Below are 22,959 nucleotides of genomic sequence, written 5' to 3' on the forward strand. Positions count from 1 at the left end.
ACCGAAGAGAAAATACAATCAAGGGTGCGCGCTCAGTTCGAGGCATTGCGGCCCATGGCGCGCGTGACACTGTAGACATTCTTGAGACGGCGCATCTTCGTCATGATCTGGGCGACCTGCGAGGCGCTCTTGACATCGATGCCCATGACGACCGTCGATGTCTTGTTGTTGCGGTTCGGGTTCGCATTGACGCTGCGGATGTTGAGCTTCATCTCCGACGGCACGGCCAGAAGTTCCGCGAGCGCACCGCTCTTGTCGTTGCAGACGATCTCGATCTCAACCGTGTAATCCTTGTCGAGGCCGATATCCCAGCTGACCTCGATGAGGCGCGAGAGATTGTTGTCGCGCAGGACGTTCGGGCAGTCGGCGCGGTGTACGGAGACGCCGCGGCCGCGCGTGATGAAGCCGACGATCTGATCGCCCGGGATCGGGTTGCAGCAGCGCGCGAGGCGCACGAGGAGGCCACTTTCGCCCTCGACGAGCACGCCGTGGCTCGAACGGCTGCGCTTGCCGTTGTGCTGCGGGGTCTTGAGCTCCGAGAGCATCTTCGAGACATCGGGCGGCGTCGCTTCCTTGAGATCCTTTTTGTAGAGCTCAATGAGCTTCGTCATGACGCTGCGCACCGTCAGCCCGCCGAAGCCGAGCGCGGCCAAAAGGTCATCCTCACTCTGGATGTTGAGCTTGTCGGCCACCTGCTGCAGGCGGCCTTCCTTCAGGAGCTGCTTCGGCGCATAGCCGAGATGCTTGGCCTCCTCCTTGATGAGCTCGAAGCCGCGCTCAATGTTCTCCTCGCGCTTCTCCTTCTTGAACCACGAGCGGATCTTGCTGCGCGTCTCCGAGGAAGCGACGATGTTGAGCCAGTCGCGGCTCGGGCCGTTGTTGGCCTTGTTCGTGATGACCGAGACAATATCGCCGTTCTTGAGCTTGTACTCAAGCGGCACGAGCTTGCCGTTGACCTTGGCGCCGACGCAGTGATGGCCGACTTCCGTGTGGATGCGGTAGGCAAAGTCAATCGGGATGGAGCCCTTCGGCAGATCGACGACATCGCCCTTCGGCGTGAAGACGAAGACCTCGTCGGAGAAGATATCGACCTTGAGGGCCTCGAAGTATTCCTTCGGGTCGCTGAGCTCCTGCTGCAGGCTGACCATCTGGCGCAGCCAGCTCATCTTCTGGTCGACGGCGCCCGTCGCCTTGGCGCCCTTGCCGGCTTCCTTGTACTTCCAGTGCGCCGCGACACCGTACTCCGACACCTGATGCATCGCGAACGTGCGGATCTGGATCTCAAGCGGATAGCCGCGCGTCATGACCGTCGTGTGCAGCGACTGATAGCCGTTCGATTTCGGCATGGCGATGTAATCCTTGAAGCGGCCCGGGATCGGCTTCCACATCGCATGGATGACGCCGAGCACGCCGTAGCAGTCCTTGACGGAATCGACGAGCACGCGCACGGCTGAAAGATCGTAGATCTCGCTGAGGTCCTTGTTGTCGCGCTTCATCTTCTTGTAGATGCTGTAGAAATGCTTGGCGCGGCCGCTGATGTCGGCCTTAATGTGCGCTTCCTCGAGCTTTTCCTGGATCTGCCGGATGGACGTCTCGATGAAGGACTGGCGCTCCTTGCGCTTCTGCTTGACGTTCTCGACAAGGTCGTAGTAGATCTCCGGCTCAAGGTAGCGCAGGCAGAGGTCCTCGAGCTCCCACTTGATGCTTGAGATGCCAAGGCGGTTCGCGAGCGGCGCGTAGATCTCAATCGTCTCGCGCGCGATGCGCTTCTGCTTGTCCTCGCGCATGTACTTGAGCGTGCGCATGTTGTGCAGGCGGTCCGCCAGCTTGATCATGATGACGCGGATGTCCTTGGCCATCGCGAGAAACATCTTGCGGTAGCTCTCGAGCTGGGCCTCTTCCTTCGATTTGTACTGCAGGCGGCCGAGCTTGGTCACGCCGTCGATGAGCATGGCCACTTCCTCGCCGAAGAGCTCCTTCATCTGGTCGAGCGTGTACGTCGTATCCTCGACGACATCGTGCAGGAGTGCCGCGCTGATGGTCACATCGTCGAGATGCAGCTCCGTCAGGATTTCCGCGACATGCAGCGGATGGATGATATAGGCTTCGCCCGAAACGCGCGTCTGCCCCTGATGGGCCTTCTGCGCGATCTCATAGGCCCTGCGGATGAGATCGAGATTGGCCTTCGGCGAATACGCCCTGACGTTATCGATGATGGTGTCGATCGTCACCGGTTCTTTATCTTTATCGTTCATACGTCCCAACTCCTCATTGACGTGATGCTTCTTCTCTCAGCGATCCTCAAGGCCCCGCCCCTCCGCATAGCGGCGGAACGTCGGCGAGGCGGCAAGATCCATTTTCCCGGACGGCGGCGGCAGGTAGTAGCCCGTCTCCTCGAGGTTCTCGCGCACAAGCCCGAGTTCCTGGAAGACGCGCAGGCCCATCGCCATGGTGAAATACGCCATGGGCCGCATGAGGCGGTTGCAGGCCTCCGTGAGACCGGCCGCCGTAAACGGGATGCTGCCCCTCTGCTGCTGGATGCCATACAGGAAGCGGTAGATATCCCGCAGCGTCTCCTTCCCCGGGAAGACCCTGCCGGACGCAGCGGGGCTGAGCTCCTCCACGAAGCACTGCACGCTGCGATTGCCGTTCCATTCATTGATGGCGGGCGCATAGACGAGGTCGCAGGGCTCCGCATTGACGACGCCCGCGAGCTCCGCCCGGTTCCACATGAGCCCCGTCACGCGGTGCTCGCGCGTGCCGAGCTGGAAGCGCAGGTGATTGCGCTCCCGCCCGATGGCCACGGCCTCTTCCGCGCGCACATCGCGGCAGCCGAAGAGCGGCTTCGGGTTGCCCATGCCGTATGGCTCGAGCTTCTCGAGCTCCTCCACCATCGGGATCGTGATGGCCTCAGGCGCCAGTTCAAATTCGACGGCGACCTTCGGCTGGTAATCGTCGGCCGTGAGATGCGCAGCCGCATAGGCACCAAAGGCCTCGCGGAAGGCCGGCAGTTCGCTTTCCTTGAGGGAAAGCCCCGCCGCCATCTCGTGGCCGCCGAACTGCAGCAGGTGCTCCCGGCAGGCGCGCAGGGCCTCAACCATGTGCAGCCCCTTGATGCTGCGGCACGAGCCCTTGCAGACGCCATCGCCCTGGATGGTCAGCACGATGGCGGGCTTGTAGTACTTGTCGACGAGGCGCGAGGCCGCGATGCCGATGACGCCGGGGTTCCACCCCCTGCCCGCCACGACGAGGGCCGGCAGTGAGAAGGGCTCCTCCGGCGCAAGCTTCTCCTCCGCCTTCTGCACGATGCCGCGCTCAAGCTCCTGGCGTTCCCGGTTCAGAAGATCGAGTTCTTCTGCGATTGGCGCCGCTTCCTCGCGGCTCCCGGCTGTCAGGAGTTTCACGCCCTGGCGGGCCGAGCGGATGCGCCCGGCTGCGTTGAGGCGCGGTGCGAGCATGAAGCCGACATGGCCGGCGTTCAGGTGCTTGCCCGTGAGATTCGCAACCTCGAGCAGCGCGGCAAGCCCCGGCAGCGGCTCCTCCTCCATGCGGCGGAGGCCCTCCTTGACAATGCGGCGGTTCTCGCCGCGCAGGGAGACGAGATCGGCGACCGTGCCGAGCGCCGCGAGCTCGATGCCCCTCGCATCGCCATGCCCCCCGCGTCTCTGCCAGAGAGCCTGGCAGAGCTTGAAGGCCACGCCGACGCCCGCGAGCTCCTTGTCGGGATACGGACAGTCCGCACGGTGCGGGTTGAGGACAGCCACGGCCGGCGGGAGCTGCGCCCCCGGCAGATGATGATCCGTCACGATGATGTCGAGCCTGCCCTGCATGGCCCCGACATCTTCGACCGAGGCGATGCCGCAGTCCACCGTCACCAGAAGATCCGTCTTCCCCGCGAGCGCTTCGAGTGCCTGCCGGTTGAGGCCGTAGCCCTCCGTCAGGCGGTCCGGTATGTAAAAGTCGACCCGCGCACCCATGGCACGCAGATTCAGCAGCATCAGCGACGTCGCCGTCATGCCGTCGACATCGTAATCGCCGTATACCGTGATGTGCTGCCCTTTATCCATTGCCTGCGTGAGGCGGGCGACGGCGCTCTCCATATCCTTCATGAGGAACGGATCTTCAAAGGGCTGCGCCTCAGGGTGCAGGAAAGCCTCCGCCTCCTTCGCATCCCGTATGCCGCGATGCCAGAGGATCGTCGCCATCATCTCATCCTGCCCGATGGCCCTGGCGAACGAACCGAGATCCGGTATCGGCTCGTACATGTTCCACTGCTTGATCATAAAAACTCCCGTTACGATACATTCTTTATCTTTATGGTATTCGCTGTATCCATGTAAAATCCTATCAGTCCCATCAATATTAGCACAAAAAAAGAAGCCTGTCTAACAGAACAGGCTTCCAGGTGACAATCTTATCGCCTCAGGCATCTTCGCCAGGCATTTATTTGGCCGGTGCGGCCTTCGGCTGATGGCGTTTGCCCTCCGACCAGTTGCGGAACACGATCCAGAGCGGGCTCGCGATGAAGATCGACGAGTAGCAGCCAACGCTGAAGCCGACGAGCAGCGCGAAGGCAAAATCCTTCGTCGTATCGCCACCGAAGAAGTAGAGCGCAGCCGTCGTGAAGAGGACCGTGAAGACCGTGTAGAGAGAACGCGTCAACGTCTGATAGATACTGCGGTTGACGAGTTCGTTGACATCGCCGCCGCGGCGGAAATGCAGCTTGAGATTCTCGCGGATACGGTCGAAGATGACGATTGTATCGTTGATGGAATAACCGACAATCGTCAGGAGGGCCGCGATGAACGACGAATCAATCTGGCGCTGCGTCAGCGAGAACACCGCGAGCACGATGAGAATATCGTGGATGAGGGCGAGCACGGCCGCAATGCCGAAGCGCAGCTCAAAGCGGTACGCCACGTAGAGGATGATGAGTACCCACGAGACGAGCAGGGCCAGCAGCGCATTCGTGATGAGCTCACCGCCGATCGTCGCGCCGACCTTCTCCTCGCGCAGCACCTGGTAGTCGCCGACATCGCTCTTGAGCGTCGCCATGACTTCCTTGCGCTGATCCTCCTCGAGGTCCTTCGTGCGGATCATGACATTCTCCGACTCGTGGACATCGGACTGCGCACCCGAGAGCTGGATGGTCGCATCGTCGAGATCGTACTTGCCAAGGCTCGTGCGGATGTCGGAGATGGCGACCGGCTGGTTGAACTTGAGATCGATGATGGTACCGCCCGTGAAGTCGATACCGAAATTGAAGCCGCGGACTGCCATGCAGATGAGTCCGGGGATGATGATCAGGGCGGAAATCAGGAACCAGATTTTCCGATGACCTGCTATATCGAATTTAGGCATCCTTCTTCACATCCTCCTTCTTCCAGAGCATGAAGCCCGTGACGCCGTAAGCGCCCGGCTTCTCAAAGATCTTGGAATCGACCATGAGGCGCAGCATGTAATGCGTCAGCGTGATGGCCGTGAACATCGAGAGCACGGTGCCGAGGCCCAGCGTGATGGCAAAGCCGCGGATTGTGCCCGTGCCGAGGAAGAACAGCACGACAGCCGCGATGATCGTCGTGATATTCGAGTCGAAAATCGTCGTGAAGGCGCGCTTGAAGCCCGATTCCATCGACATGCGCAGCGTCTTGCCCTGAATCTGGTACTCCTCCTTGAAGTGCTCGAAGATCAGGACGTTCGCATCGACGGCCATACCGATGGTCAGGATGATACCGGCGACGCCCGGCAGCGTCAGCGTTGCATCGAGCAGATACAAGAGGCCGAGCAGCATGATCGTGTAGGCCATCAGCGCGACGTCGGCGATGAAGCCCGACATGCGATAGAAGAAAATCATGAACAGGAGGACGGCGCCGAGGCCGACGGCAAAGGCGAATTCCGACTTATCCTTGGAATCCTGGCCGAGCGTCGGGCCGACCGTGCGCGTCTCGATGATGTTGACCTTTACCGGCAGAGCACCGCTCCTGAGTACGACGGCGAGGTTCTGAGCCTCTTCGAGCGTCTTCTGGCCCGTGATCTCAGCCTTGCCGCCGAGGATCGGCTCGCGGACGTTCGGAGCCGTCAGCACTTCGCCATCGAGCAGGATGGAAATCGTGCGGCCGACGTTCTTCGTCGTGAGGTCAGCGAATTTCTTCGCGCCTTCATCGGTGAATTCGAGGTTGACGACATTCTGGCCATTCTGCTGATTCGTCGCAGCCTGAGCATCCTTGAGGTCGGTACCCGTGAGCACCGTATTGCCGTCTTCATCCTTGAATTCGAGCATGGCCGTCTTGCCGATGGTCTTGATGGCCGCATCCGGGTCCTTGACGCCCGGCAGCTCGATGATGACGCGGCGCTCGCCCTCACGCTGGATGATTGGCTCGGTGAGGCCCAGCGCGTTGACGCGCTTCTCCATGATCGTAACGACGCGGTTCATCGCGTCATCGTTGACTTTTGCTACATCTGTGTCCTCGGCCTCGAGCACGACGTGCGTGCCGCCCTGCAGGTCAAGGCCCTGGCGGATGGAATTCGCCAGCGGCTTCACCGCAACCAGGAAAATACCGATGATGGCCACGATGCAGATGATGAGTTTGATGAGACTGTTCTTTCTCAACGTTTCACAACCCTTTCCTTGTGGTCTTTTTTATGTATGAATCAAGATCCGGCGTGTTTCCGTCAGGATCAAATTGACCGTGGCATCATGCGCCTCCATGGGCACATCTGCCGTGACCTGGCCATCAAAGGTCAGCGCCGCCCGGAAAGCCTGCGGTGCCTTCTCCATGAGATAGCGGTCGTAATAGCCGCCGCCGAGGCCGAGCCGGTCCCCCTCAGGCGAGAAGGCCGCGCCGGGCACGACGACAAAGTCGATCTCGCCGGCGGGGATGATCTCCTGCCGGTCGGGCCGGACGGTCAGGATGCCGAACTTGCCCGGCACGAGGTCAGAAAGCTCCGGCAGGTTCACGGCCTCCATGAGGCCTTTGCCCGTAATGAGCGGCAGCGCCACGCGCTTGCCGTGGGAAAGGCAGTATGCGAGCAGCGCGCCGAGCTGCACCTCGTCCGGCATCGAAGCGTAGGCAAAAACGGTCTTCGCCTGCTGGAACGACGGCTCCTCATAAAGGCGCGCGAGGATGACGGCGCTCTTTTCGGCCCGCGTGGCCGGCGCGAGCTGCCGGCGGAACGCCAGCATCTTTTGGCGCAGATCTTTCTTCAGGGACAGCATGGCCTCATGCGACAGCCCGTTCATTTCGCTTCCGTTTCCTCCGTGAGCACAGCGTTGATGCTCGCACGCGCCACTTCAATGACGACGCGGTCCGCAACCTTGAGCTTCAGCGACTTGTCCGACAGGGCCTCGATCGTGCCGTAGATGCCGCCGATCGTGACGACCTTGTCGCCCTTCTTGAGGCTGTCGAGCATACTCATGCGCTGCTTCTGCTGCTTCTTCTGCGGACGGTACAGCAGGAAGTAGAAGATTGCGATCATGACCACGATAGGGCCGACGGTTCCAAGCATTTCTGGACTCATGAAAAACACTCCTTTACATATATATGGAATACACTTCCAACGGATACAGGTTCAACGGTGCACGGGCAGGCTCACTGCTTGCCATGCATGACGTAATGGGCGAAGAATTCCTCGCGGAAGGCGCCGAAGCGGTCTTCGAGGATGGCCTGGCGCATGCGGCGCATGAATTCCTGCAGGAACCAGAGGTTGTGCAGCGACAGCAGGCGCAGGCCGAAGATCTCACCGGCACGCACGAGGTGACGGATGTAGGCGCGCGTGTAGCCGTTGCGGCACGCATAGCAGCCGCAGCCCTCCTCGAGCACGTGATGGTCGTGCGTGAACTGGGCATTCTTCATCACGAGGCGGCCCGTCCACGTCATCGCCATACCGTTGCGCGCGACACGCGTCGGGTAGACGCAGTCGAACATATCGATGCCGCGCTGTACGCCCTCGACGAGACAGTCCGGCGTGCCGACGCCCATGAGATAGCGCGGCTTGTTCTCCGGCAGAAGCGACGTGGAATACTCGAGCATCTCGTACATGAGCTCCTTGGGCTCGCCGACGGAGAGGCCGCCGACTGCATAGCCCGGCAGGTCGAGTGCCACCGTCTCACGGGCACTCCACTCGCGCAGCTCCTTGTGCATGCCGCCCTGCACGATGCCGAAGAGGCCCTGATTCGGAGCCGTCATCGCCTGCTTGCAGCGCTTGAGCCAGCGCAGCGTGCGCTCCGTCGACTGCTTGGCATACTGAAAATCCGCCGGATACGGCACGCATTCGTCAAAGGCCATGACGATATCGGAGCCGAGTGCCATCTGGACGTCCATCGAGACTTCCGGCGACAGGAATTTCTTCGAGCCGTCGATATGCGAGCGGAACGTCACGCCCTCCTCCGTGATCTTGCGCAAATCACCGAGGCTGAACACCTGGAAGCCGCCGCTGTCCGTCAGGATGGCGCGGTCCCAGTGCATGAACTTGTGCAGGCCGCCGGCCTCACGCACGAGGTCCATGCCCGGACGCAGGAAGAGATGATACGTATTCGACAGGATGATGCCCGCGCCGAGATCCTTGAGCTCATCGGGCGAGACTCCCTTGACCGAGGCCTGTGTGCCCACGGGCATGAAGATTGGCGTGGGGAAGCTGCCGTGCGGCGTATGGATGATGCCGGCACGGGCTCCCGTGGCGGCATCTTTCTTGACTAATTCATAAGTGATCGCAGTCAAACAAAACCCTCAACTTTCTTGTTTTTTGGCGACTGTGCTGATTGTCACGGCTGGCGGCGGGAGGAAAGCTCCCGGCGCAGGGCGTCGAGCATGCACGCAAGGTCGGGCTCCTGCCCGGTCCAGCGTGCAAAGGCAGCCGCGCCCTGCCCGACGAGCATTTCCTCGCCGTTCAGGATGGTGTGGCCGTGCGCCGCGGCCTCCCGCAGGAAGCGCGTGTGCGCCGGCGTGTAGATGATGTCATAAACGAAGGCCGAGGCCTTGAGATCCTGCCAGACGACAGGCGGCATGCCATCGGTGTGCGGCGTCATGCCGAGCGGCGTCGTATTGACGAGCAGATCCGTCTCGCCGAGCTCCGCGCGGAATGCCTCATCCTCCCAGTGATAGACGCGCAGGACTCCGTACGGCGCAAACTCGTGGACGAGGGGTTCCGCCTTGTGCGGATTGCGCACGCCGATGGCAATCGACGAAACGCCCTCGCGCAGGAGGCCCCAGATGACGGCGCGCGCAGCGCCGCCCGCACCCAAAAGAGCCGCCTTCTTCCCGCGCAGGACGACATGCCTGCGCTGAAGCGGCATGAGGAAGCCTGTGACATCGGTATTATAGCCGAGCAGCCGCCCGTCCTTCCGGACCACGGTATTCACGGCCCCGATGATGCGCGCGTCCTCGTCGAGCTCGTCGAGCAGCGGCATGATGGCCTGCTTGTGCGGAATCGTCACATTCCAGCCGGCAAAGCCCATCGCCCGTAGTCCCTCGACAGCCGTCCGGAGCTTTTCCGGCGGCACGGGCAGTGCCACATAGACGTAGTCGAGGCCCGCCCTCTCAAGGGCTGCATTCTGCAGCACCGGCGACAGGGAATGGCGGATCGGCCAGCCCATGACACCGAGATTCTGCGTCGTTCCCGTAAGCTTCTGGCTCATGCTTTCACCTCAGTTCCTCACGCATGCTCGCGGCGCGTCTTCGTCAGAAGATCCATCTTGAGCTCGTAGTAATCCGGCGTCATGTCGAGATAATGGCGGTGCGGATTCTCAAAGCGCTGCTCTTCTTCCCAGATCTCGTTTTCGAGCTGCTGTTCGACGTAGTCGCGGATGGCATCGAGGCCCGGCAGCTCTTCCGTGCGCTTGCCCTGACGGACGTAGCACTTGCGCAGGTTCTTGAACGTACAGTTCTCGAACGAACGGTTCTTCCACGGCTTCTGCGGGTCGACGTAGCGCACGGGCTGCTTCGTATCGAAGAGCTCGCCACAGATGGCCAAAAGATCGGCCACGGCATGTCCGTTTTCATCGTAGACGCGGTAGAGGTCCTTGAGGCCCGGGTTCGTGATTTTCCCGACATTCTCCGAAACCTTGATGCGCGGCGCGAACTCCCCGTTCTCGCCGACGGCCGCCAGCTTGTAGACGGCGCCGAAGACCGGCTCGGACTTCGCCGTGATCAGGCGCTCGCCGATGCCGAACGCATCGATGCAGGCCCCCTGCGAGAGCAGCGACGATACCGTGAATTCATCGAGGCTGTTCGACACGACGATCTTGCAGTCGGGAAGCCCCGCCGCATCGAGCATCTTGCGCACGCGCTTCGAGAGGTACGCGAGGTCGCCCGAATCGATGCGGATGCCCATGAGACGCTTGCCCATCGGCTCGAGCACCTCATGTGCCACGCGGATGGCGTTGGGAATGCCGGAATGGATGACATCATACGTATCGACGAGCAGAACCGTCGCATCCGGATACGTCTCGGCGTACTTCTTGAAGGCTTCGTACTCATCGCCGTAGAACATGACCCAGCTGTGCGCCATCGTGCCCGAGATGGGGATGCCGAACATCTGGCCGGCCGAGCACGTTGCCGTGCCGACGACGCCGCCGATATAGGCAGCGCGGGCGCCGTACGTCGCCGCATCCATATTGTGCGCGCGGCGTGCGCCGAAATCCGAGACGGCGCGGCCGTCAGCGGCCCGGCAGATGCGGCGGGCCTTCGTCGCGATCAGCGACTGATGGTTGATCTGTGCCAGGATGGCCGTCTCGACGAGCTGCGCATCGATGAGCGGTGCGACAACTGTCAGGATTGGCTCATTCGGGTACATGACCGTGCCCTCGGGCAGCGCGTAGATATCGCCCTTGAAGCGGAAATCCGCCAGATAGGCGAGAAACTCCTCGGAGAAGATTCCCTGCTGACGGAAGTACTCCACATCCTCCTTCGTGAACTCCATGTTTTCCACATACTCGATGACCTGCTCGAGGCCGGCAAAGATGGCAAAGCCGCCCTCATCCGGATTTGCCCGGTAGAAGACATCGAAAGCCACCTGCACGTCCTTGTCATGGTCTTTGAAATAACCATTGGCCATGGTCATCTCATAAAAGTCCATCATCATCGTGATATTGCGCTTGTCAAACTGCGTCATGACGCCAACCCCTTCATCCTGCGGTTTCCCGCAACAACATAGCTTTATCGCTTTCTATAAATTATGCATACACTCGATTATAACACATATCCGGGTATCTTGACACTCCCCGCCTCCAAATACGGCCAGATTCTTGTGATATCCCACAAGAACCTCCTGCAAAAGCACAGGTATCCGGCCCGAAAACAGGACATCCATAAAAAAACGGCGCGATGCCGCTGCACCGTGCCGTTCCCTGCTTCAGTTTTCCTGCCGGCATGCATCAATAGCCGAGCTCGCGCTTGACCTCATGTGCCAGCGGCTCATGCTTGATGAAATGAACGAAGTCCTCGCAGAACATCGCCACGCTCTTGTCGCGCGTGTAGGCCAGCGTCATCTTGCCCGAGCAGTGCGGCGTCAGGATGACGTTCTTGGCCGTCCAGAGCGGATCGCCCTCGGGGATGGGTTCCTTGGCCATGACATCGAGCGCCGCGCCAGCGAGCTCGTCGCGATTGAGCGCTTCGACGAGCGCCGCCTGATCGATGGAGTTGCCACGGCCCACGTTGATGACGAAGGCATCCTTCGGCAGCATGGCCAGGCGCTCCCGGGAGAGGAGGTTCGTCGTCTCGCGCGTGCCCGGCAGGCAGAGCACGAGGATATCCGTTGCCGGCAGGTACTCCGTGAGATGCGACTGGTCGGCCACCTCGTCGTAGACGGCGCTGCGCTTGTGCCCGCTGCGGTTGATGCCGACAATGCGTGCGGGCTGGAAGGACTGGATGCGCTCGGCATAGCGCGTGCCGATATCGCCCGTCCCGACGATCGTCACGCGGCTGTCCTTGATGGAACGCAGCGGCAGGTTGTTCTGCCACTCGTGGCGGCGGATGATTTCCGCATACTCCGGATACCGGCGCACGAGCATCAGCGTCACCATGACGAGATGCTCCGCGATTGTCACGCCGTAGGCACCGGAGGAATTCGAGAGCAGGCAGCCCTCCGGCAAAACACCCGGGCGCAGCACGGGGTCGACGCCCGCCGACACGCTGCAGAACCACTTGAGATGCGGCGCGGCCTGCGCGAGCTTATGCCCGCCGCCCGTCGCCGCCGCATACAGGATATCGACATCCGCCATCTGCGGCAGGGCTTCGTCCTGCGACGTGAAGAATTTCACCTTCGCATCGTGCTCCGCCGCCAGTGCGGCAATCTGCTCGCGATGCGCTTCATTCATGAACGAATTGACTACAGCAATCGTAAACTGTTCCATATGAAGGGGCCCCCTATCGTTTTTGCGTCAAACATCAAGATTCGAAAAGCCGGATTGGTTTTTCCAGATAGATATTTCGTCGAACCACCGCCAGAAGCCTTTTTTGAACGAAAAAATATGTTACAGATTTACACACGGCTCCGGGCCATTGCCAAATAAAACATTCCGCGCTATACTAAGGACATCGATGCAAAAATATGAGCAGAGTAAGTGCCTGCGCGTCAAGTGCCGGATGTACGGGGAGTTGACATCCGGACGAAAGCCCCAAAGGCTGCGGTGCAGGCATTGCATCCCGCTGCTGCAGGCACGGAAGGCTTTCCTTGTTGCAGCAACGCTGCAACCCATTGCTACTTGTCACACACTCGTCACACAATGGAAAGGAAGGTCTTTTTTCATGTCCAGATTCTCCGTCAAGCCCCTCGTTTACGCCGGCGTCTCCGTAGCGCTGGCCGTGCTTCTCTCCTACGTCTTCGCGGTCCAGACCGTCTTCGTGCGCATCACCTTCGGCTTCCTGCCGATCGCGATCTACGGCGCGATGTACGGCCCCATGAAGGCGGGGCTCGTCGCAGCGGCCGCCGACTTCATCGGCACGGCCCTGCTCGGCACGAGCATTTTCTTCCCGGGCTTCCTTGTCTCAGGATTTCTCACGGGCTACATCTACGGCTGGTTCTTCTACCGCAGGCGTGTCACGCTGCTGCGCGCCTGCATCCCCTTCTTCCTCGTCATGGTCTTCATCCACCTGGGCCTCAACACGCTCTGGCTGACCATCTTCTACCATAAGGCAGCCTCCGCCATCTTTCTGAGCCGCCTCATCAAGAACCTCCTCTGCTATCCCATGGAGGTCGGTCTCTTCCTCATGGTCTACCGTCCCCTGCTGCGCTTCCTGCCCGAGCAGTTCCCGCAACCGCAGGCTGAAACATCCTCGACCTCCGCGGCAGCCTGACAACAGCAAACAGCAAACTCTCGCTGCACAATCCGGAACTTCTCCGAAAACCGGCATCGCCCGGACAGCCACGCCCTTTCCCGCTGAAAAGCCAGTACATGGAGAGGGCGTTTTTTATTGCTCTCTATATGTTTTCATCGTACTTTTCCGAGATTTTTCGCGATATGTCTCTTGTATAAAAATTTATGTATTTTATTCCCGTTCAATGTTTACATTTAAAGTGTAAGTGCTATAATACAAAACAATCTTTCCTATTTTTCATCATGCATTTATTTTTAGAAGGGACGTATGTATTATGGAGCAAAAGAACCCGCTCAAGATACCCAAAATCCTTTGGTTCCAGCTGTTCCTGCTGGCACTCGGCTATGCCTTCTACTCGGCCAACCGCCTTTCCTTCGGCGTCGGCCTCAAGGCAGTCGCAGCCTCGCTTTCTCTGACCGCCGTACAGCTCGGAACGATTGGCACCATCTTTACGCTCGGCCAGGCACTCATCGATATTCCGGCCGGTTATCTCGCTGACCGCTTCGGCCGCAAGCGCATGCTGATTTTCGGCATGGTCGGCCTCGGCTGCATGACCGCCTGCGTCACGACCTCCGCAAGCTTCGCCGGCGCAGCCTTCTGGCGCGTCTGCTTCGGCATTTTTGAAGGCTGCTGGAACATCGTCATGTACTCTGTCGCCGGCTCCATTTTCCCAGCGGCACGCGCCATGCTCAACGGCCTCATGATGACCTTCTACTCCATCGGCGCCTACGTCGGCCCGACGTATTACGGCTGGAGCCTTGAGCGCACGGGCGACTGGAGCATCGGCCTGACGCACATGGGCCTCGTCACCGTCATCTTCGGCCTGCTGCTGATCTTCGGCTTCAAGAAGAAATACACGGATACCTCGACGGACATCAAGCGCATCCATCTCATCGAAGCCATCCGCACCGTCGGCTTCAACAAAGTCGTCTGGCTCGGCGTCCTCATCCAGATTCTCAACATCATCCCGTACTGGGGCTTTGCCTCGATGGGCCCGTACCTCTTCATGACGTACAAGGGGTTCAGCCCGACGGAAGCTGGCTCCTTCTTCGGCGCCATCTACGGCATCGGCGGACTCAGCGGCGTCATCCTCGGCTTCTTCGCCGACCGCTTCGGCCGCAAGCCGACCATCATCTTCCTCTCGGGACTCAACGCCCTCTGCGCCTTCCTGATTTTCCACGTCATCCCGCAGACCTCCGCCGTCCTCTACATCGTCGGCGGCCTCATGGGCATCGGCCTGCACGCCATCTACGTGCTTGGCTACACGATCGCCCAGGACGGCGTCAGCACGAGCCAGATTGGCCTCGCGACCGGCATCGTCGGCGCCTCGAGCTACTTCCTCTCGTTCTTCTCGGGCCCGCTCATGGGCTTCCTGACGACGACGCTCGGCCATGTCGCCGCCCTCGACATCATCGTCGTGGCCTTTGAATTCTGCCTCTTCATCGTTGCCCTGCTCATGAAGGAAACGCAGAATCATCACACCGAGGCATAAACAAACAAACGCAGATTGGTGCACAAAAGCCCGTTCCATTCACTGCTCCGTGGCAGCCGGATGGAACGGGCTTTTTTTACTGCGGATAGACCTGCTCGAAATCCGTCACAATCTGCTGCAGCGGAGCTGGCAGCCGCTGCATGGCCGCTTCGCGCAGCGCCTGCGGAATCCCGTAGTACGCTTCGGCGATGCTGCCGGCAATGGCCGCGATCGTATCGCTGTCGCCGCCAATCGAAATGGCATTGCGGATTGCATCTTCGAAATCCTGCGAAGAAAAGAACGCCACGAGCGCCTGCGGCACCGACTTCTGGCAGGCCGAGCTGAATTCGTAAGTCGGCCGGATCTCATCGAGCGTAAAATCCAGCCTATAATAGCGCGCTTCCGCGAGCTCGCGCAACTCGTCCATCTTCATGCCCTGACGCGCATGGTAGATGAGAACGGCCACGGCCTCCGCACCCTTGAGGCCCTCCGGATGGTTGTGCGTGACGGCCGTCACCGCGTGCGCGAGCGACTTCGCCTCTTCCTCCGAACACGCCGCAAAGCCCGCCGGACTCACGCGCATGGCCGAGCCGTTGCCAAAGCTGTGATAAGGCTCCGGATGCTCCGCTGCCAGCCACTGCCGAAAGCCCCGGCCATAGCCCGCATGCGGATACCTGCGCCCGAGCTCCTGCATCGCTCGCACCGCCTGTTCCGGCAGGTCCTCATACCCCGGCCGCGCCGCAAGGATGGCCTTCGCCACCGCCAGCGTCATGATGCTGTCATCCGTCGGCCGGCACTTCTCATCAAAGAGCGCAAACTCCTTCGACCGGCAATTGTGCCACTCAAACCGCGACCCGATGATATCGCCAACAATCGCACCGAACATAAGAGATTCCCCCTTTGCTGAGTATCCAGACTTCATCTTCCAATTCCATGACGAAACAGCCGCCATGCTTCTCAACGCTTGGCTTCTCTCCTGGACAGCCACTTTACCGCATAGGAGCAGGAAGCCGTCACCGTCTTTCCGTTCCGCTCGATGGCAGCCACGGCCAGTGTCATCAACTTCCCCGCAATGCCCTGCCCGCGCAGACGGTCATCGACATACGTATGCGTAATCTCACAAACGCCGGGACGAATCTCAGGAAATACAACTTCTGCCACCACTTTGCCGCCTTCATCCTCTGCGTAAATCCGCCCGGATTCCTCGCGGAACAACATGTTTGCTGCCATTTCGCCACCATCCTTTTCTGAAGCTCTATTTTCTTGTCTAATGATACTACAAAAATCTGCAAAGGGAAAGGATGCCCAAACTGCCTGATTCTGAAAAATCAGATTCCAGCTTAAAGAATTACTGCCATGAGGAATGAAACCAGCAATGCGATTCCCATGGGTATAGCCGTACGCTTGACAATGTCTACAGGCGATACATCAGCCACACCAGCTACGGCAACAACAGCAGCTGTGATTGGTGATGCACTGCGAGCAATACTGGATGCCATCTGCATCGGTGTAATCATGGTCGCAGGAAGCATGGAAAGTCCCTTGGCAATATCTGGAACCAACGCACCAAAAGAATAAAACGGTGCATTACCGGAGCCCATAATAATAGCAGCAACAGCTACAATTATCGTCATGATCAGGGTGACGCCAACTGCACCAAAACCGGAACTCTGCGCTCCCTGTATAATCAAGTCTATTGCACCAATCTTTGTCAAGCCAAATGCAAACGTTTCACCGGCCACAATCAAAGTAATAACTGTTGCAAAAAGATGGCCCATACCATCAAAAAACACCTGAATGCTCTTGCATACTTCTTTGGGATGGCGCGTCCGAATCAATTCCATCAGCATAGCCAAAAACACACTGATAATCATAGCCGTCACGACCGGCATCTTGATACTGGTAATGCAAAGTTTGCTGAACATTAAAACCAGAATGATTGGCACCATCGGCAACAGTGCATAAATCGAAGGCGGAAGCTGCTCTCCTTCTTGCACAGGAGCAGCTTGCAGGACTTTCGCCTCAACGCCTTCTTTGCGATCGAAATAACGTTGAATGAAATAATGGGAAATTGAAATAGCAGCCATCGTCACGACAGCAATCGGGATCTGCTCTCCGACAAAATAATCAGCGACATCCAGATCCGCTGTCTTTGCGGCAAAAACCGCCGTACCCGAAGCAGGGCCGAGATCCAGACATGGTGTAGTAGCAACCACTGCAGCTGCTGACAAGCGGCTGACGCCCAGGCTGACAAGAACAGGATACATCGTAGCCATAAGCAGTACACAAAGTCCTGCCGCACTAGGAATGACAATGTTGAGCAGCTGACCTATAATATAGCTGACAGCCAGCAGAAGATAGGGCGAACGAATCAGACTCAAGGGCTTAGAAGCCAAATGCACCAGGCTCCGGCTGGCACCAATGTAGTCCATGTATTTAGCAAAACCGCCTACTGTCATAATCATCAAACCAATTCCTGCCGCACGTGTACTAAACGTATCTTCTACAAATTTAAAAATGTCAAACCATACCAGGCCAGTAGATTTTTTTGCATCCAACAATGGAACCCCCATCAAGATTGCTACAGCCAAAAGGAAAAATCCCCCGGCAAAAAGCACAGCCTGCGGCTTCATTCGTTTGACGATTAGCCAAGCAACAACAATCGTTGTCAGCAAGGCAATGCCTAAAGACAACATTCGAGCTCCCTCCTAACATCTGAAACAGTGCAATGATTCTAAACGCTGCTGACAGATTAAATATTATCTTGTGATAATACGGCTTTAATCACAGCAGCCAGTAAATGCGCTCTGGGTTCTACCGAATCAATTTCCAAATATTCACGTTCCGTATGCGCACCTCCACCAACTGGTCCCATTCCATCGATTGTCGGAGTTCCCGCATCGGCCGCAAAACTGCCGTCAGAGCCACCGCCGCTAGCGGTCCAGCCAAAAGCAATTCCCAGACGTTCACCTTGCTTTTCTATAAGCTGCATCAGCTTACGCGTTTTCTCCGTAGGCAGCATGGGTGGCCTGGTAATCCCGCCGGCAATGTTCACAGATGTATCTTTTACATGTGGATGATGCTGCAGTTCCTGCATCAATTGTTCAATGCGAACGATTTCCTGCGGATCGTAATACCGCACATCCACAGCAGCCTTCGCTTCACCAGGTACAGCATTGATAGCAGTGCCGCCTTTTACCAGTCCTACATTTACTGTTGTTTCTTTAGTAAGATCTGTCGCTTCCTGCAGGGCGATAATCCAGTGAGCCAGTTCCTCTATGGCATTACGACCATTCTGATAGTCCACGCCGGCATGCGCACTGCGTCCTGTGACAGTCAAATGATAGCGTGCAATCCCCTTTCTCTTATAAACCAGATTCCCATTGGCTCGCCCACATTCCAGCACCAATACGCATGTGCTTTTCTTGGCTAACTCTTGATTGACCGTTTTGGAATAGCAGGAACTGATTCCCTCATGATCGGAATTCAAAAATACACAGATATGCTTATTACGAAGCAGGTCATGTTCCTGCAAAGTTCGTAAAACATAAAGGCCAGACAAGGCACCTCCCTTGCAGTCAATTACACCTGGCCCCATGGCTCGATTACCATGTCGGCTGAACGGACGTTTTGCCGCTGTTCCCAAAGGAAAAACCGTATCCAGATGAGCCAGCAATAAAAGGTCATAATGTGCTGCCGGTCCGTTCGTAATCTTCAAACAGGGTCCGATTGATGGCGCGAGCTGCAACGGCTCCACTTGCCATCCTAATTGTTCATACTGTTCTTGAAAAAAAGCAGCCACCTTTCCAGCTCCGACCGGCTCAGAAGAAGAACTGTCTATATTGACAAGGTATGCCAGCTCTTCTTGATAACGAGCAGCATCAATAATCGTTTCATTCCAACGTTTCATGCTATATCCTCCTTTGCCTGCATGATCCATTCTCAAGTTGTCCACAAGTGAATCTTTCATTCACTGTATAGGCATAGTTTAAAGGATTGGAAGGACGAAGTACAATTCGCTGTTCTACTGTAATCATTAGCAAAACGAATTGCTGTTATTTTAGCAGAATGATAAAATATATTTATACTAATAATTAGTCTTAGATATAAAGAAGGTTGAATATGCATGCTTCTGAAACAGATTCAATATTTTCTCGCGGTAGCAGAATGTCGTCATTTTACACGGGCTGCCGAACGTCTCTTTTTATCTCAGTCTGCACTTTCTCAACAAATTACAAAATTAGAAAACGACTTAAATATCAAGCTCATCAATCGTGACTGCCATCCCATTGAACTGACACCAGCAGGAGAAGATTTTTATCACTATGCAGAATATATTCTTCATGATGTCAACCAACTACACGAAGGTATGAAAAAATGGCAAAAGCCCCATAAGCATACCATTCACATTGGTATGATCATGGGGCTGGGAGGTCTGCCACTATCTGATTTTCTTGCGGCCTTCAATACCCGATATCCAGAAGCTCGTTTCACATTAGAGCATCACCTAAGCAAAGAACTCTGTCATATGCTGACAGAAGGACAATTGGATTTCGCTATCTTTGCAGCACCACAAAATATCCATTCTTACCCTTTTGAAATCCTGCCCATACAACAGGAACCATTTTTGGCTTTATTGCCACCTCTGCATCCATCCGCTTCAACGGATTATTTCGATCTGACATTGGCTGAAAAGGAAAAATTCATTTTTCCCACACCAGAAAACGTTTCTTATGATATCCTGCTCAAGGCCTGTGAAGATGCAGGATTTAAGCCCGACATTGTCAGTTATTGCAGTGGAGCTGCCAATCGCATTGACTTAGTTAAAGCAGGTCTTGGTATCTCTATCGTTTCAGAAAGTGCCTTACGATATCATCGAACAGAAGATCTTGTCATACGACCATTAAAGAATCCTGTCTACAAGCACACCATCATGGCACGTCTGCAAACGACGATGCCGTCTTCTTACAAGGAAGCCTTTTGGAAACACATCCAACAGGAATTGAGCTGATTTCCTTGCACGTTTCACAATATATGCTATAATTGATTATGTTCAAAGGTTGTTAAAGCTGAAGCAATGAACAAGTCCTCTTGGAGTAGCTACCAAGGGGATTTTTCTTATGTCTTTTCTACACACAGAGTATCGTTATCTTTTCTTACGTTCACCAAGCAGCAAAGCAAACGCCCGCAGATTCCCCTATCGGCCCTGCAGTCTACGTCCGGGGATGCTACTGGCATCTCGCACCTTTGGAGCAGCCTCCGGAGGGGGAAGCTTGCTGCAAAGCCTGGTTGTGCGATACACCAGGGAGAATGTGTGCCGCGTCGATTCACGATGCCTGCAGCTCACTCAGCCGGTGCCAGTCGAGTTCCAGTATCCGCGACGTCGGCATCATCGCACGGATCTTTTCTACGCCTATATACGTCTTGTGCCAGATGGGAAGGCCATCCTCCTCGTACTCACCGCAAAAGTAGCGGATCAGGCCCGTTTCAAGCTCCTGTGTATAAGCGGCCACGAAACTCAGAGCCGTTGCGTGCGGGTATTTATCCGACCAGCCGCAATAGCCCCAGGATAGCGTCGCAATCTCCAGATAGAGCTTCTTGTCCTCGGTCACCCACATTGCACCGTTCGGGTCGCCCTCCGGATAGAGATTGTAAATCTTGCCCTTCGACCAGGTGTAGGCCTGCCAGACATGCCAGGAATCCGGATTGCCGATCAGGAGCATTGGCACATCGTCCCCGTCTATCCAGACGAAGGCATAGCCGGTCCCATCGATGCCGGCGACCTTGGCTGCAGCATTCACCTGCCAATAGCGTATCGTGTCACGATCCTCGACAAGGGCTTCGCCGTACTCGCGCAGGAATGCCTGATAATCCGCCAGGTAAGCCGGAGTCCCTTCCTCACAAGCCATTGCGGTTGGCGCATACAGCAGGCAGCCCCAAACGAACAGCATCAGCAGCAAACATCGCTTCCACATAGAATCACCTCCATATCCTAGAAACTTCTCTCTAGCAATAGTATACGACAAGCGGCTGTCGCGCCGTCCTGTCCAAAACAACAGGCAAAACAAAAAAGCACCGCCGAAGCGGTGCTTTCTATGAAAGGGGTTAAAACAGGGGATCAAATCATGTTCTTGACGTAAGAATCGTAGAGGCCCTTGAGCTCTTCGATCTTGTCGTACATCTCGACCTGGAGGCCGGAAGCCGTGGCGAAGTCGCCTTCGTTGAGGGCGTTGATGAGCAGCGTGAACAGGGACTTTTCATCGATGCTATCCTTGGCGAGGTAGCTGCGGATGCCGTTGATCTTGTTCCAGTTGTAGGAATCGAGATCCGTGACGAAATCGGATTTGATTTCCTTGGCTGCGCGGACGATGTCGCGGTTCTCCGGGATGATGCGGGCGACGAGCTCCGTCTTCCAGCGCGTCAGGGCACCGGCGCGGAAGGCGCTGATGATCTGGTCACGCAGAGCGCCACCGGCCGTGATGACGGCGAGCTTCTCCGGATAGTTCTCGAAGTTCTGCATGTTCTCCCAAACCGTAGCCGGCGGAGCACCGAAGAGACGCGTGCGCTCTTCTTCCGTGTAGTCTTCGAAGACATCATCCTCACTGCGGTATGCACGATCTTTCTCGAGGTAGAAGCCTTCTTCGCCGGCTTCCTTGGAGATCTCGGCGAGGCATTCTGCCGTCGTGTGCGTGATCGTGGCCTTGATGCCGTCGAGGCAGCTGGAATAGATGGCAGCGAGTACGAGGTACGTATTCGTGTACGGGTTGCAGGCGCGCAGCTCAAAGCGCGTTGCATACGGGTTCGTGAGGTCGCGGATCAGGCCGGCGAGGATCGTGCGGTTGCGGGACGGAATCTCCGGCGTATGACCGAGGGACGTGACGACGCAGACCGGAGCCTCGAAGCCCGGTTTCAGACGGTTCAGGGAGTCGTTCGTAGCGGAGACGAACGGGTTGATGACTTCATAGTTCTTGAGCAGGCCCATGAGTGCGCCGTAGCCGATGGAGCTCATGAAGTCTTTCTTCTGGTCATCTGCCGTGAAGAGGTTGTGGAGCTTGCCGTCTTTCGTGATGGCAGCCATGCCGATGTGCGTGTGCTCGCCGTTGCCGGCCAGGCCGATCATTGGTTTTGCCTTGAAGTTGACTTCGAGGCCCATCGCACGGAATACCTCGCGGACAATCGTGCGGACGAAGAGCTCATTGTCGGCAGCCTGCAGGGCATCGGCAAAGCGCCAGTCAATCTCGAGCTGTTCGCAGACATGCGTCATATGGCCGTTCTCATCGATCTGTGCCTTGAGGCCGCCGACCTCTTTATGGCCCATCTCAACCTTGAAGCCGTATTTGTCGAGGACTTCGAGGCACTGCTCCATCGCCGTGCGGACAGCGCCGTGCGTGCGCTCCCAGTACTGCTCCTGCAGAACCTGCGAAGCGGACATCTCTTCGATGGCTGCTTCCTCGAGCGGCGTCTTGACCCAGAACTCCAGCTCCGTTGCGGACGTGAACTGGATGTCCGTGACTTCGTTGCCGTTGATGCTCTCGAGGCCGGAAGCCTGCGGATGTGCCTTGAAGAGAGCCAGCAGCTCTTTCTTGACGTAAGCGAGCGTATCGGCGAGGACGGCGCGGGAATCGACGCGCTTGCCTTCATGGATCAGGAAGGACGGGATGCGCAGCGTGCCGACCGGCTTGCCCGTCTCCTCGTCGTAGTTCTCCATGTTGTAATCAACGAACCAGTTGACGGAAGGATCGACCGGCATATCGACCTTCGCGTTGTTCAGGGTGGCGATACCCGTCAGTACAACGGAAGAACCATCGGTCTGGACTGCCGTGCCGGCATAGAATTCATCGATGTCCTTGAGGAAAATGCGAACCGGGATTTTTTCATCCGTATCGTTACCGGCCATGTCGACGCCGACGAGGGATACGAATTTGATTTCCGGATGGTCCTTCACCGCTTTGAGGACCTCTTCTTTGCTGGAGTTTGCAGGAATCACATACAGTAACTCGTCCATGTTTTACCACCCTTTTTGTGAATTATGACAACCAAAAAGCCATGTGGAAAATACCCTTCCCTGCATGCTCACGCATTTTATACGCAAGGAACGGAGCGAACCACATGGCGACGTTGCCAGATTGACTATTTGCTTGAACAGGTCCTATATTAGCACAGCTGAAGAACTTT

General features: G+C 57.2%; 19 protein-coding genes and 1 riboswitch. Of the genes, 3 read left to right on the forward strand and 16 right to left on the reverse strand.

The window, feature by feature from the left end; genetic code table 11:
* Nucleotides 1-32: 32 nt before the first annotated feature.
* The 10 genes from DWX75_RS01780 to DWX75_RS01825 form a co-directional block, all read right to left on the reverse strand.
* On the reverse strand, nucleotides 33-2,255 hold the full coding sequence (locus DWX75_RS01780) for a bifunctional (p)ppGpp synthetase/guanosine-3',5'-bis(diphosphate) 3'-pyrophosphohydrolase (RefSeq protein ID WP_118014341.1): 2,223 nt from the start codon (nucleotides 2,253-2,255) through the stop codon (nucleotides 33-35).
* Nucleotides 2,256-2,291: 36 nt separating this feature from the next.
* Nucleotides 2,292-4,283, reverse strand: a complete 1,992-nt coding sequence (recJ, locus tag DWX75_RS01785) for a single-stranded-DNA-specific exonuclease RecJ (RefSeq protein ID WP_118014343.1) — start codon at nucleotides 4,281-4,283, stop codon at nucleotides 2,292-2,294.
* Between the two features lie 160 nt (nucleotides 4,284-4,443).
* The gene (gene secF / locus DWX75_RS01790) at nucleotides 4,444-5,361 is read right to left on the reverse strand and encodes a protein translocase subunit SecF (protein ID WP_118014345.1); all 918 of its coding nucleotides are present in this window, start codon (nucleotides 5,359-5,361) and stop codon (nucleotides 4,444-4,446) included.
* A complete protein-coding gene (secD, locus tag DWX75_RS01795) occupies nucleotides 5,354-6,610 on the reverse strand; it encodes a protein translocase subunit SecD (protein ID WP_369974324.1) in 1,257 nt (418 codons plus the stop codon). Before secD ends, secF begins: the two co-directional genes overlap by 8 nt.
* Before the next feature lie 30 nt (nucleotides 6,611-6,640).
* Nucleotides 6,641-7,240: a 5-formyltetrahydrofolate cyclo-ligase gene (locus tag DWX75_RS01800; protein ID WP_233519429.1), complete on the reverse strand. Its 600-nt coding sequence runs from the start codon at nucleotides 7,238-7,240 to the stop codon at nucleotides 6,641-6,643.
* Nucleotides 7,237-7,518, reverse strand: a complete 282-nt coding sequence (gene yajC / locus DWX75_RS01805; RefSeq protein ID WP_118014347.1) for a preprotein translocase subunit YajC — start codon at nucleotides 7,516-7,518, stop codon at nucleotides 7,237-7,239. Before yajC ends, DWX75_RS01800 begins: the two co-directional genes overlap by 4 nt.
* A 71-nt stretch (nucleotides 7,519-7,589) precedes the next feature.
* A complete protein-coding gene (tgt, locus tag DWX75_RS01810) occupies nucleotides 7,590-8,717 on the reverse strand; it encodes a tRNA guanosine(34) transglycosylase Tgt (protein ID WP_118014349.1) in 1,128 nt (375 codons plus the stop codon).
* Between the two features lie 44 nt (nucleotides 8,718-8,761).
* Nucleotides 8,762-9,634, reverse strand: a complete 873-nt coding sequence (locus DWX75_RS01815; protein WP_118014351.1) for a shikimate dehydrogenase — start codon at nucleotides 9,632-9,634, stop codon at nucleotides 8,762-8,764.
* A gap of 17 nt (nucleotides 9,635-9,651) precedes the next feature.
* A complete protein-coding gene (locus DWX75_RS01820; RefSeq protein WP_118014353.1) occupies nucleotides 9,652-11,109 on the reverse strand; it encodes a nicotinate phosphoribosyltransferase in 1,458 nt (485 codons plus the stop codon).
* A 262-nt stretch (nucleotides 11,110-11,371) separates the two neighbouring features.
* Complete coding sequence (locus DWX75_RS01825; RefSeq protein ID WP_118014355.1) at nucleotides 11,372-12,349, reverse strand: D-2-hydroxyacid dehydrogenase; 978 nt, start codon at nucleotides 12,347-12,349, stop codon at nucleotides 11,372-11,374.
* 200 nt (nucleotides 12,350-12,549) lie between these two features.
* Nucleotides 12,550-12,649, forward strand: a riboswitch (THF riboswitch).
* Nucleotides 12,650-12,743: 94 nt separating this feature from the next.
* Here DWX75_RS01825 and DWX75_RS01830 point away from each other — a divergent pair.
* Entirely contained in the window at nucleotides 12,744-13,292 is a 549-nt protein-coding gene (locus DWX75_RS01830) for a folate family ECF transporter S component (RefSeq protein WP_118014357.1), read from the forward strand.
* Nucleotides 13,293-13,587: 295 nt separating this feature from the next.
* Nucleotides 13,588-14,805 carry an MFS transporter gene (locus DWX75_RS01835; RefSeq protein WP_118014359.1) on the forward strand — a complete coding sequence of 406 codons (1,218 nt, stop codon included), beginning with the start codon at nucleotides 13,588-13,590 and terminating at the stop codon, nucleotides 14,803-14,805.
* A gap of 76 nt (nucleotides 14,806-14,881) precedes the next feature.
* On the opposite strand, the gene DWX75_RS01840 is transcribed toward DWX75_RS01835, so the two are convergent.
* The 4 genes from DWX75_RS01840 to DWX75_RS01855 all read right to left on the reverse strand — a co-directional run bounded on the left by DWX75_RS01840 (nucleotide 14,882) and on the right by DWX75_RS01855 (nucleotide 18,694).
* Nucleotides 14,882-15,670, reverse strand: coding sequence for an ADP-ribosylglycohydrolase family protein (locus DWX75_RS01840; RefSeq protein WP_118014361.1), 789 nt, complete (start codon nucleotides 15,668-15,670; stop codon nucleotides 14,882-14,884).
* A gap of 71 nt (nucleotides 15,671-15,741) precedes the next feature.
* Nucleotides 15,742-16,014 (reverse strand): GNAT family N-acetyltransferase, encoded by a 273-nt coding sequence (locus DWX75_RS01845; RefSeq protein WP_199497492.1) that lies wholly within the window; start codon nucleotides 16,012-16,014, stop codon nucleotides 15,742-15,744.
* A gap of 110 nt (nucleotides 16,015-16,124) precedes the next feature.
* Nucleotides 16,125-17,480, reverse strand: coding sequence for a C4-dicarboxylate transporter DcuC (gene dcuC, locus DWX75_RS01850; RefSeq protein WP_118014363.1), 1,356 nt, complete (start codon nucleotides 17,478-17,480; stop codon nucleotides 16,125-16,127).
* 56 nt (nucleotides 17,481-17,536) lie between these two features.
* The gene (locus DWX75_RS01855; protein ID WP_118014365.1) at nucleotides 17,537-18,694 is read right to left on the reverse strand and encodes a M20 family metallopeptidase; all 1,158 of its coding nucleotides are present in this window, start codon (nucleotides 18,692-18,694) and stop codon (nucleotides 17,537-17,539) included.
* A 216-nt stretch (nucleotides 18,695-18,910) separates the two neighbouring features.
* Here DWX75_RS01855 and DWX75_RS01860 point away from each other — a divergent pair, with 216 nt between their 5' ends.
* The gene (locus tag DWX75_RS01860) at nucleotides 18,911-19,795 is read left to right on the forward strand and encodes a LysR family transcriptional regulator (RefSeq protein WP_118014367.1); all 885 of its coding nucleotides are present in this window, start codon (nucleotides 18,911-18,913) and stop codon (nucleotides 19,793-19,795) included.
* A gap of 316 nt (nucleotides 19,796-20,111) precedes the next feature.
* Here DWX75_RS01860 and DWX75_RS01865 read toward each other — a convergent pair whose 3' ends face one another.
* Complete coding sequence (locus tag DWX75_RS01865; RefSeq protein ID WP_147671507.1) at nucleotides 20,112-20,759, reverse strand: hypothetical protein; 648 nt, start codon at nucleotides 20,757-20,759, stop codon at nucleotides 20,112-20,114.
* A gap of 143 nt (nucleotides 20,760-20,902) precedes the next feature.
* Entirely contained in the window at nucleotides 20,903-22,789 is a 1,887-nt protein-coding gene (locus tag DWX75_RS01870; RefSeq protein WP_118014371.1) for a glutamine synthetase, read from the reverse strand.
* Between the last annotated feature and the right edge of the window lie 170 nt (nucleotides 22,790-22,959).

It is taken from the genome of Mitsuokella sp. AF21-1AC, assembly GCF_003458855.1.
Lineage (GTDB): Bacteria > Bacillota > Negativicutes > Selenomonadales > Selenomonadaceae > Mitsuokella.

Bases quoted from the DNA above. Each gene is read 5' to 3' on its own strand.
- DWX75_RS01860 (WP_118014367.1), top strand. From the start codon at position 18,911: ATGCTTCTGAAACAGATTCAATATTTTCTCGCGGTAGCAGAATGTCGT.
- secF (WP_118014345.1), bottom strand. From the start codon at position 5,361: ATGCCTAAATTCGATATAGCAGGTCATCGGAAAATCTGGTTCCTGATT.
- DWX75_RS01820 (WP_118014353.1), bottom strand. From the start codon at position 11,109: ATGACGCAGTTTGACAAGCGCAATATCACGATGATGATGGACTTTTAT.
- DWX75_RS01865 (WP_147671507.1), bottom strand. From the start codon at position 20,759: ATGTGGAAGCGATGTTTGCTGCTGATGCTGTTCGTTTGGGGCTGCCTG.
- DWX75_RS01855 (WP_118014365.1), bottom strand. From the start codon at position 18,694: ATGAAACGTTGGAATGAAACGATTATTGATGCTGCTCGTTATCAAGAA.
- DWX75_RS01830 (WP_118014357.1), top strand. From the start codon at position 12,744: ATGTCCAGATTCTCCGTCAAGCCCCTCGTTTACGCCGGCGTCTCCGTA.
- DWX75_RS01835 (WP_118014359.1), top strand. From the start codon at position 13,588: ATGGAGCAAAAGAACCCGCTCAAGATACCCAAAATCCTTTGGTTCCAG.
- DWX75_RS01800 (WP_233519429.1), bottom strand. From the start codon at position 7,240: ATGAACGGGCTGTCGCATGAGGCCATGCTGTCCCTGAAGAAAGATCTG.
- DWX75_RS01815 (WP_118014351.1), bottom strand. From the start codon at position 9,634: ATGAGCCAGAAGCTTACGGGAACGACGCAGAATCTCGGTGTCATGGGC.
- yajC (WP_118014347.1), bottom strand. From the start codon at position 7,518: ATGAGTCCAGAAATGCTTGGAACCGTCGGCCCTATCGTGGTCATGATC.
- DWX75_RS01840 (WP_118014361.1), bottom strand. From the start codon at position 15,670: ATGTTCGGTGCGATTGTTGGCGATATCATCGGGTCGCGGTTTGAGTGG.
- DWX75_RS01870 (WP_118014371.1), bottom strand. From the start codon at position 22,789: ATGGACGAGTTACTGTATGTGATTCCTGCAAACTCCAGCAAAGAAGAG.
- DWX75_RS01780 (WP_118014341.1), bottom strand. From the start codon at position 2,255: ATGAACGATAAAGATAAAGAACCGGTGACGATCGACACCATCATCGAT.
- recJ (WP_118014343.1), bottom strand. From the start codon at position 4,283: ATGATCAAGCAGTGGAACATGTACGAGCCGATACCGGATCTCGGTTCG.
- dcuC (WP_118014363.1), bottom strand. From the start codon at position 17,480: ATGTTGTCTTTAGGCATTGCCTTGCTGACAACGATTGTTGTTGCTTGG.
- DWX75_RS01825 (WP_118014355.1), bottom strand. From the start codon at position 12,349: ATGGAACAGTTTACGATTGCTGTAGTCAATTCGTTCATGAATGAAGCG.
- DWX75_RS01845 (WP_199497492.1), bottom strand. From the start codon at position 16,014: ATGGCAGCAAACATGTTGTTCCGCGAGGAATCCGGGCGGATTTACGCA.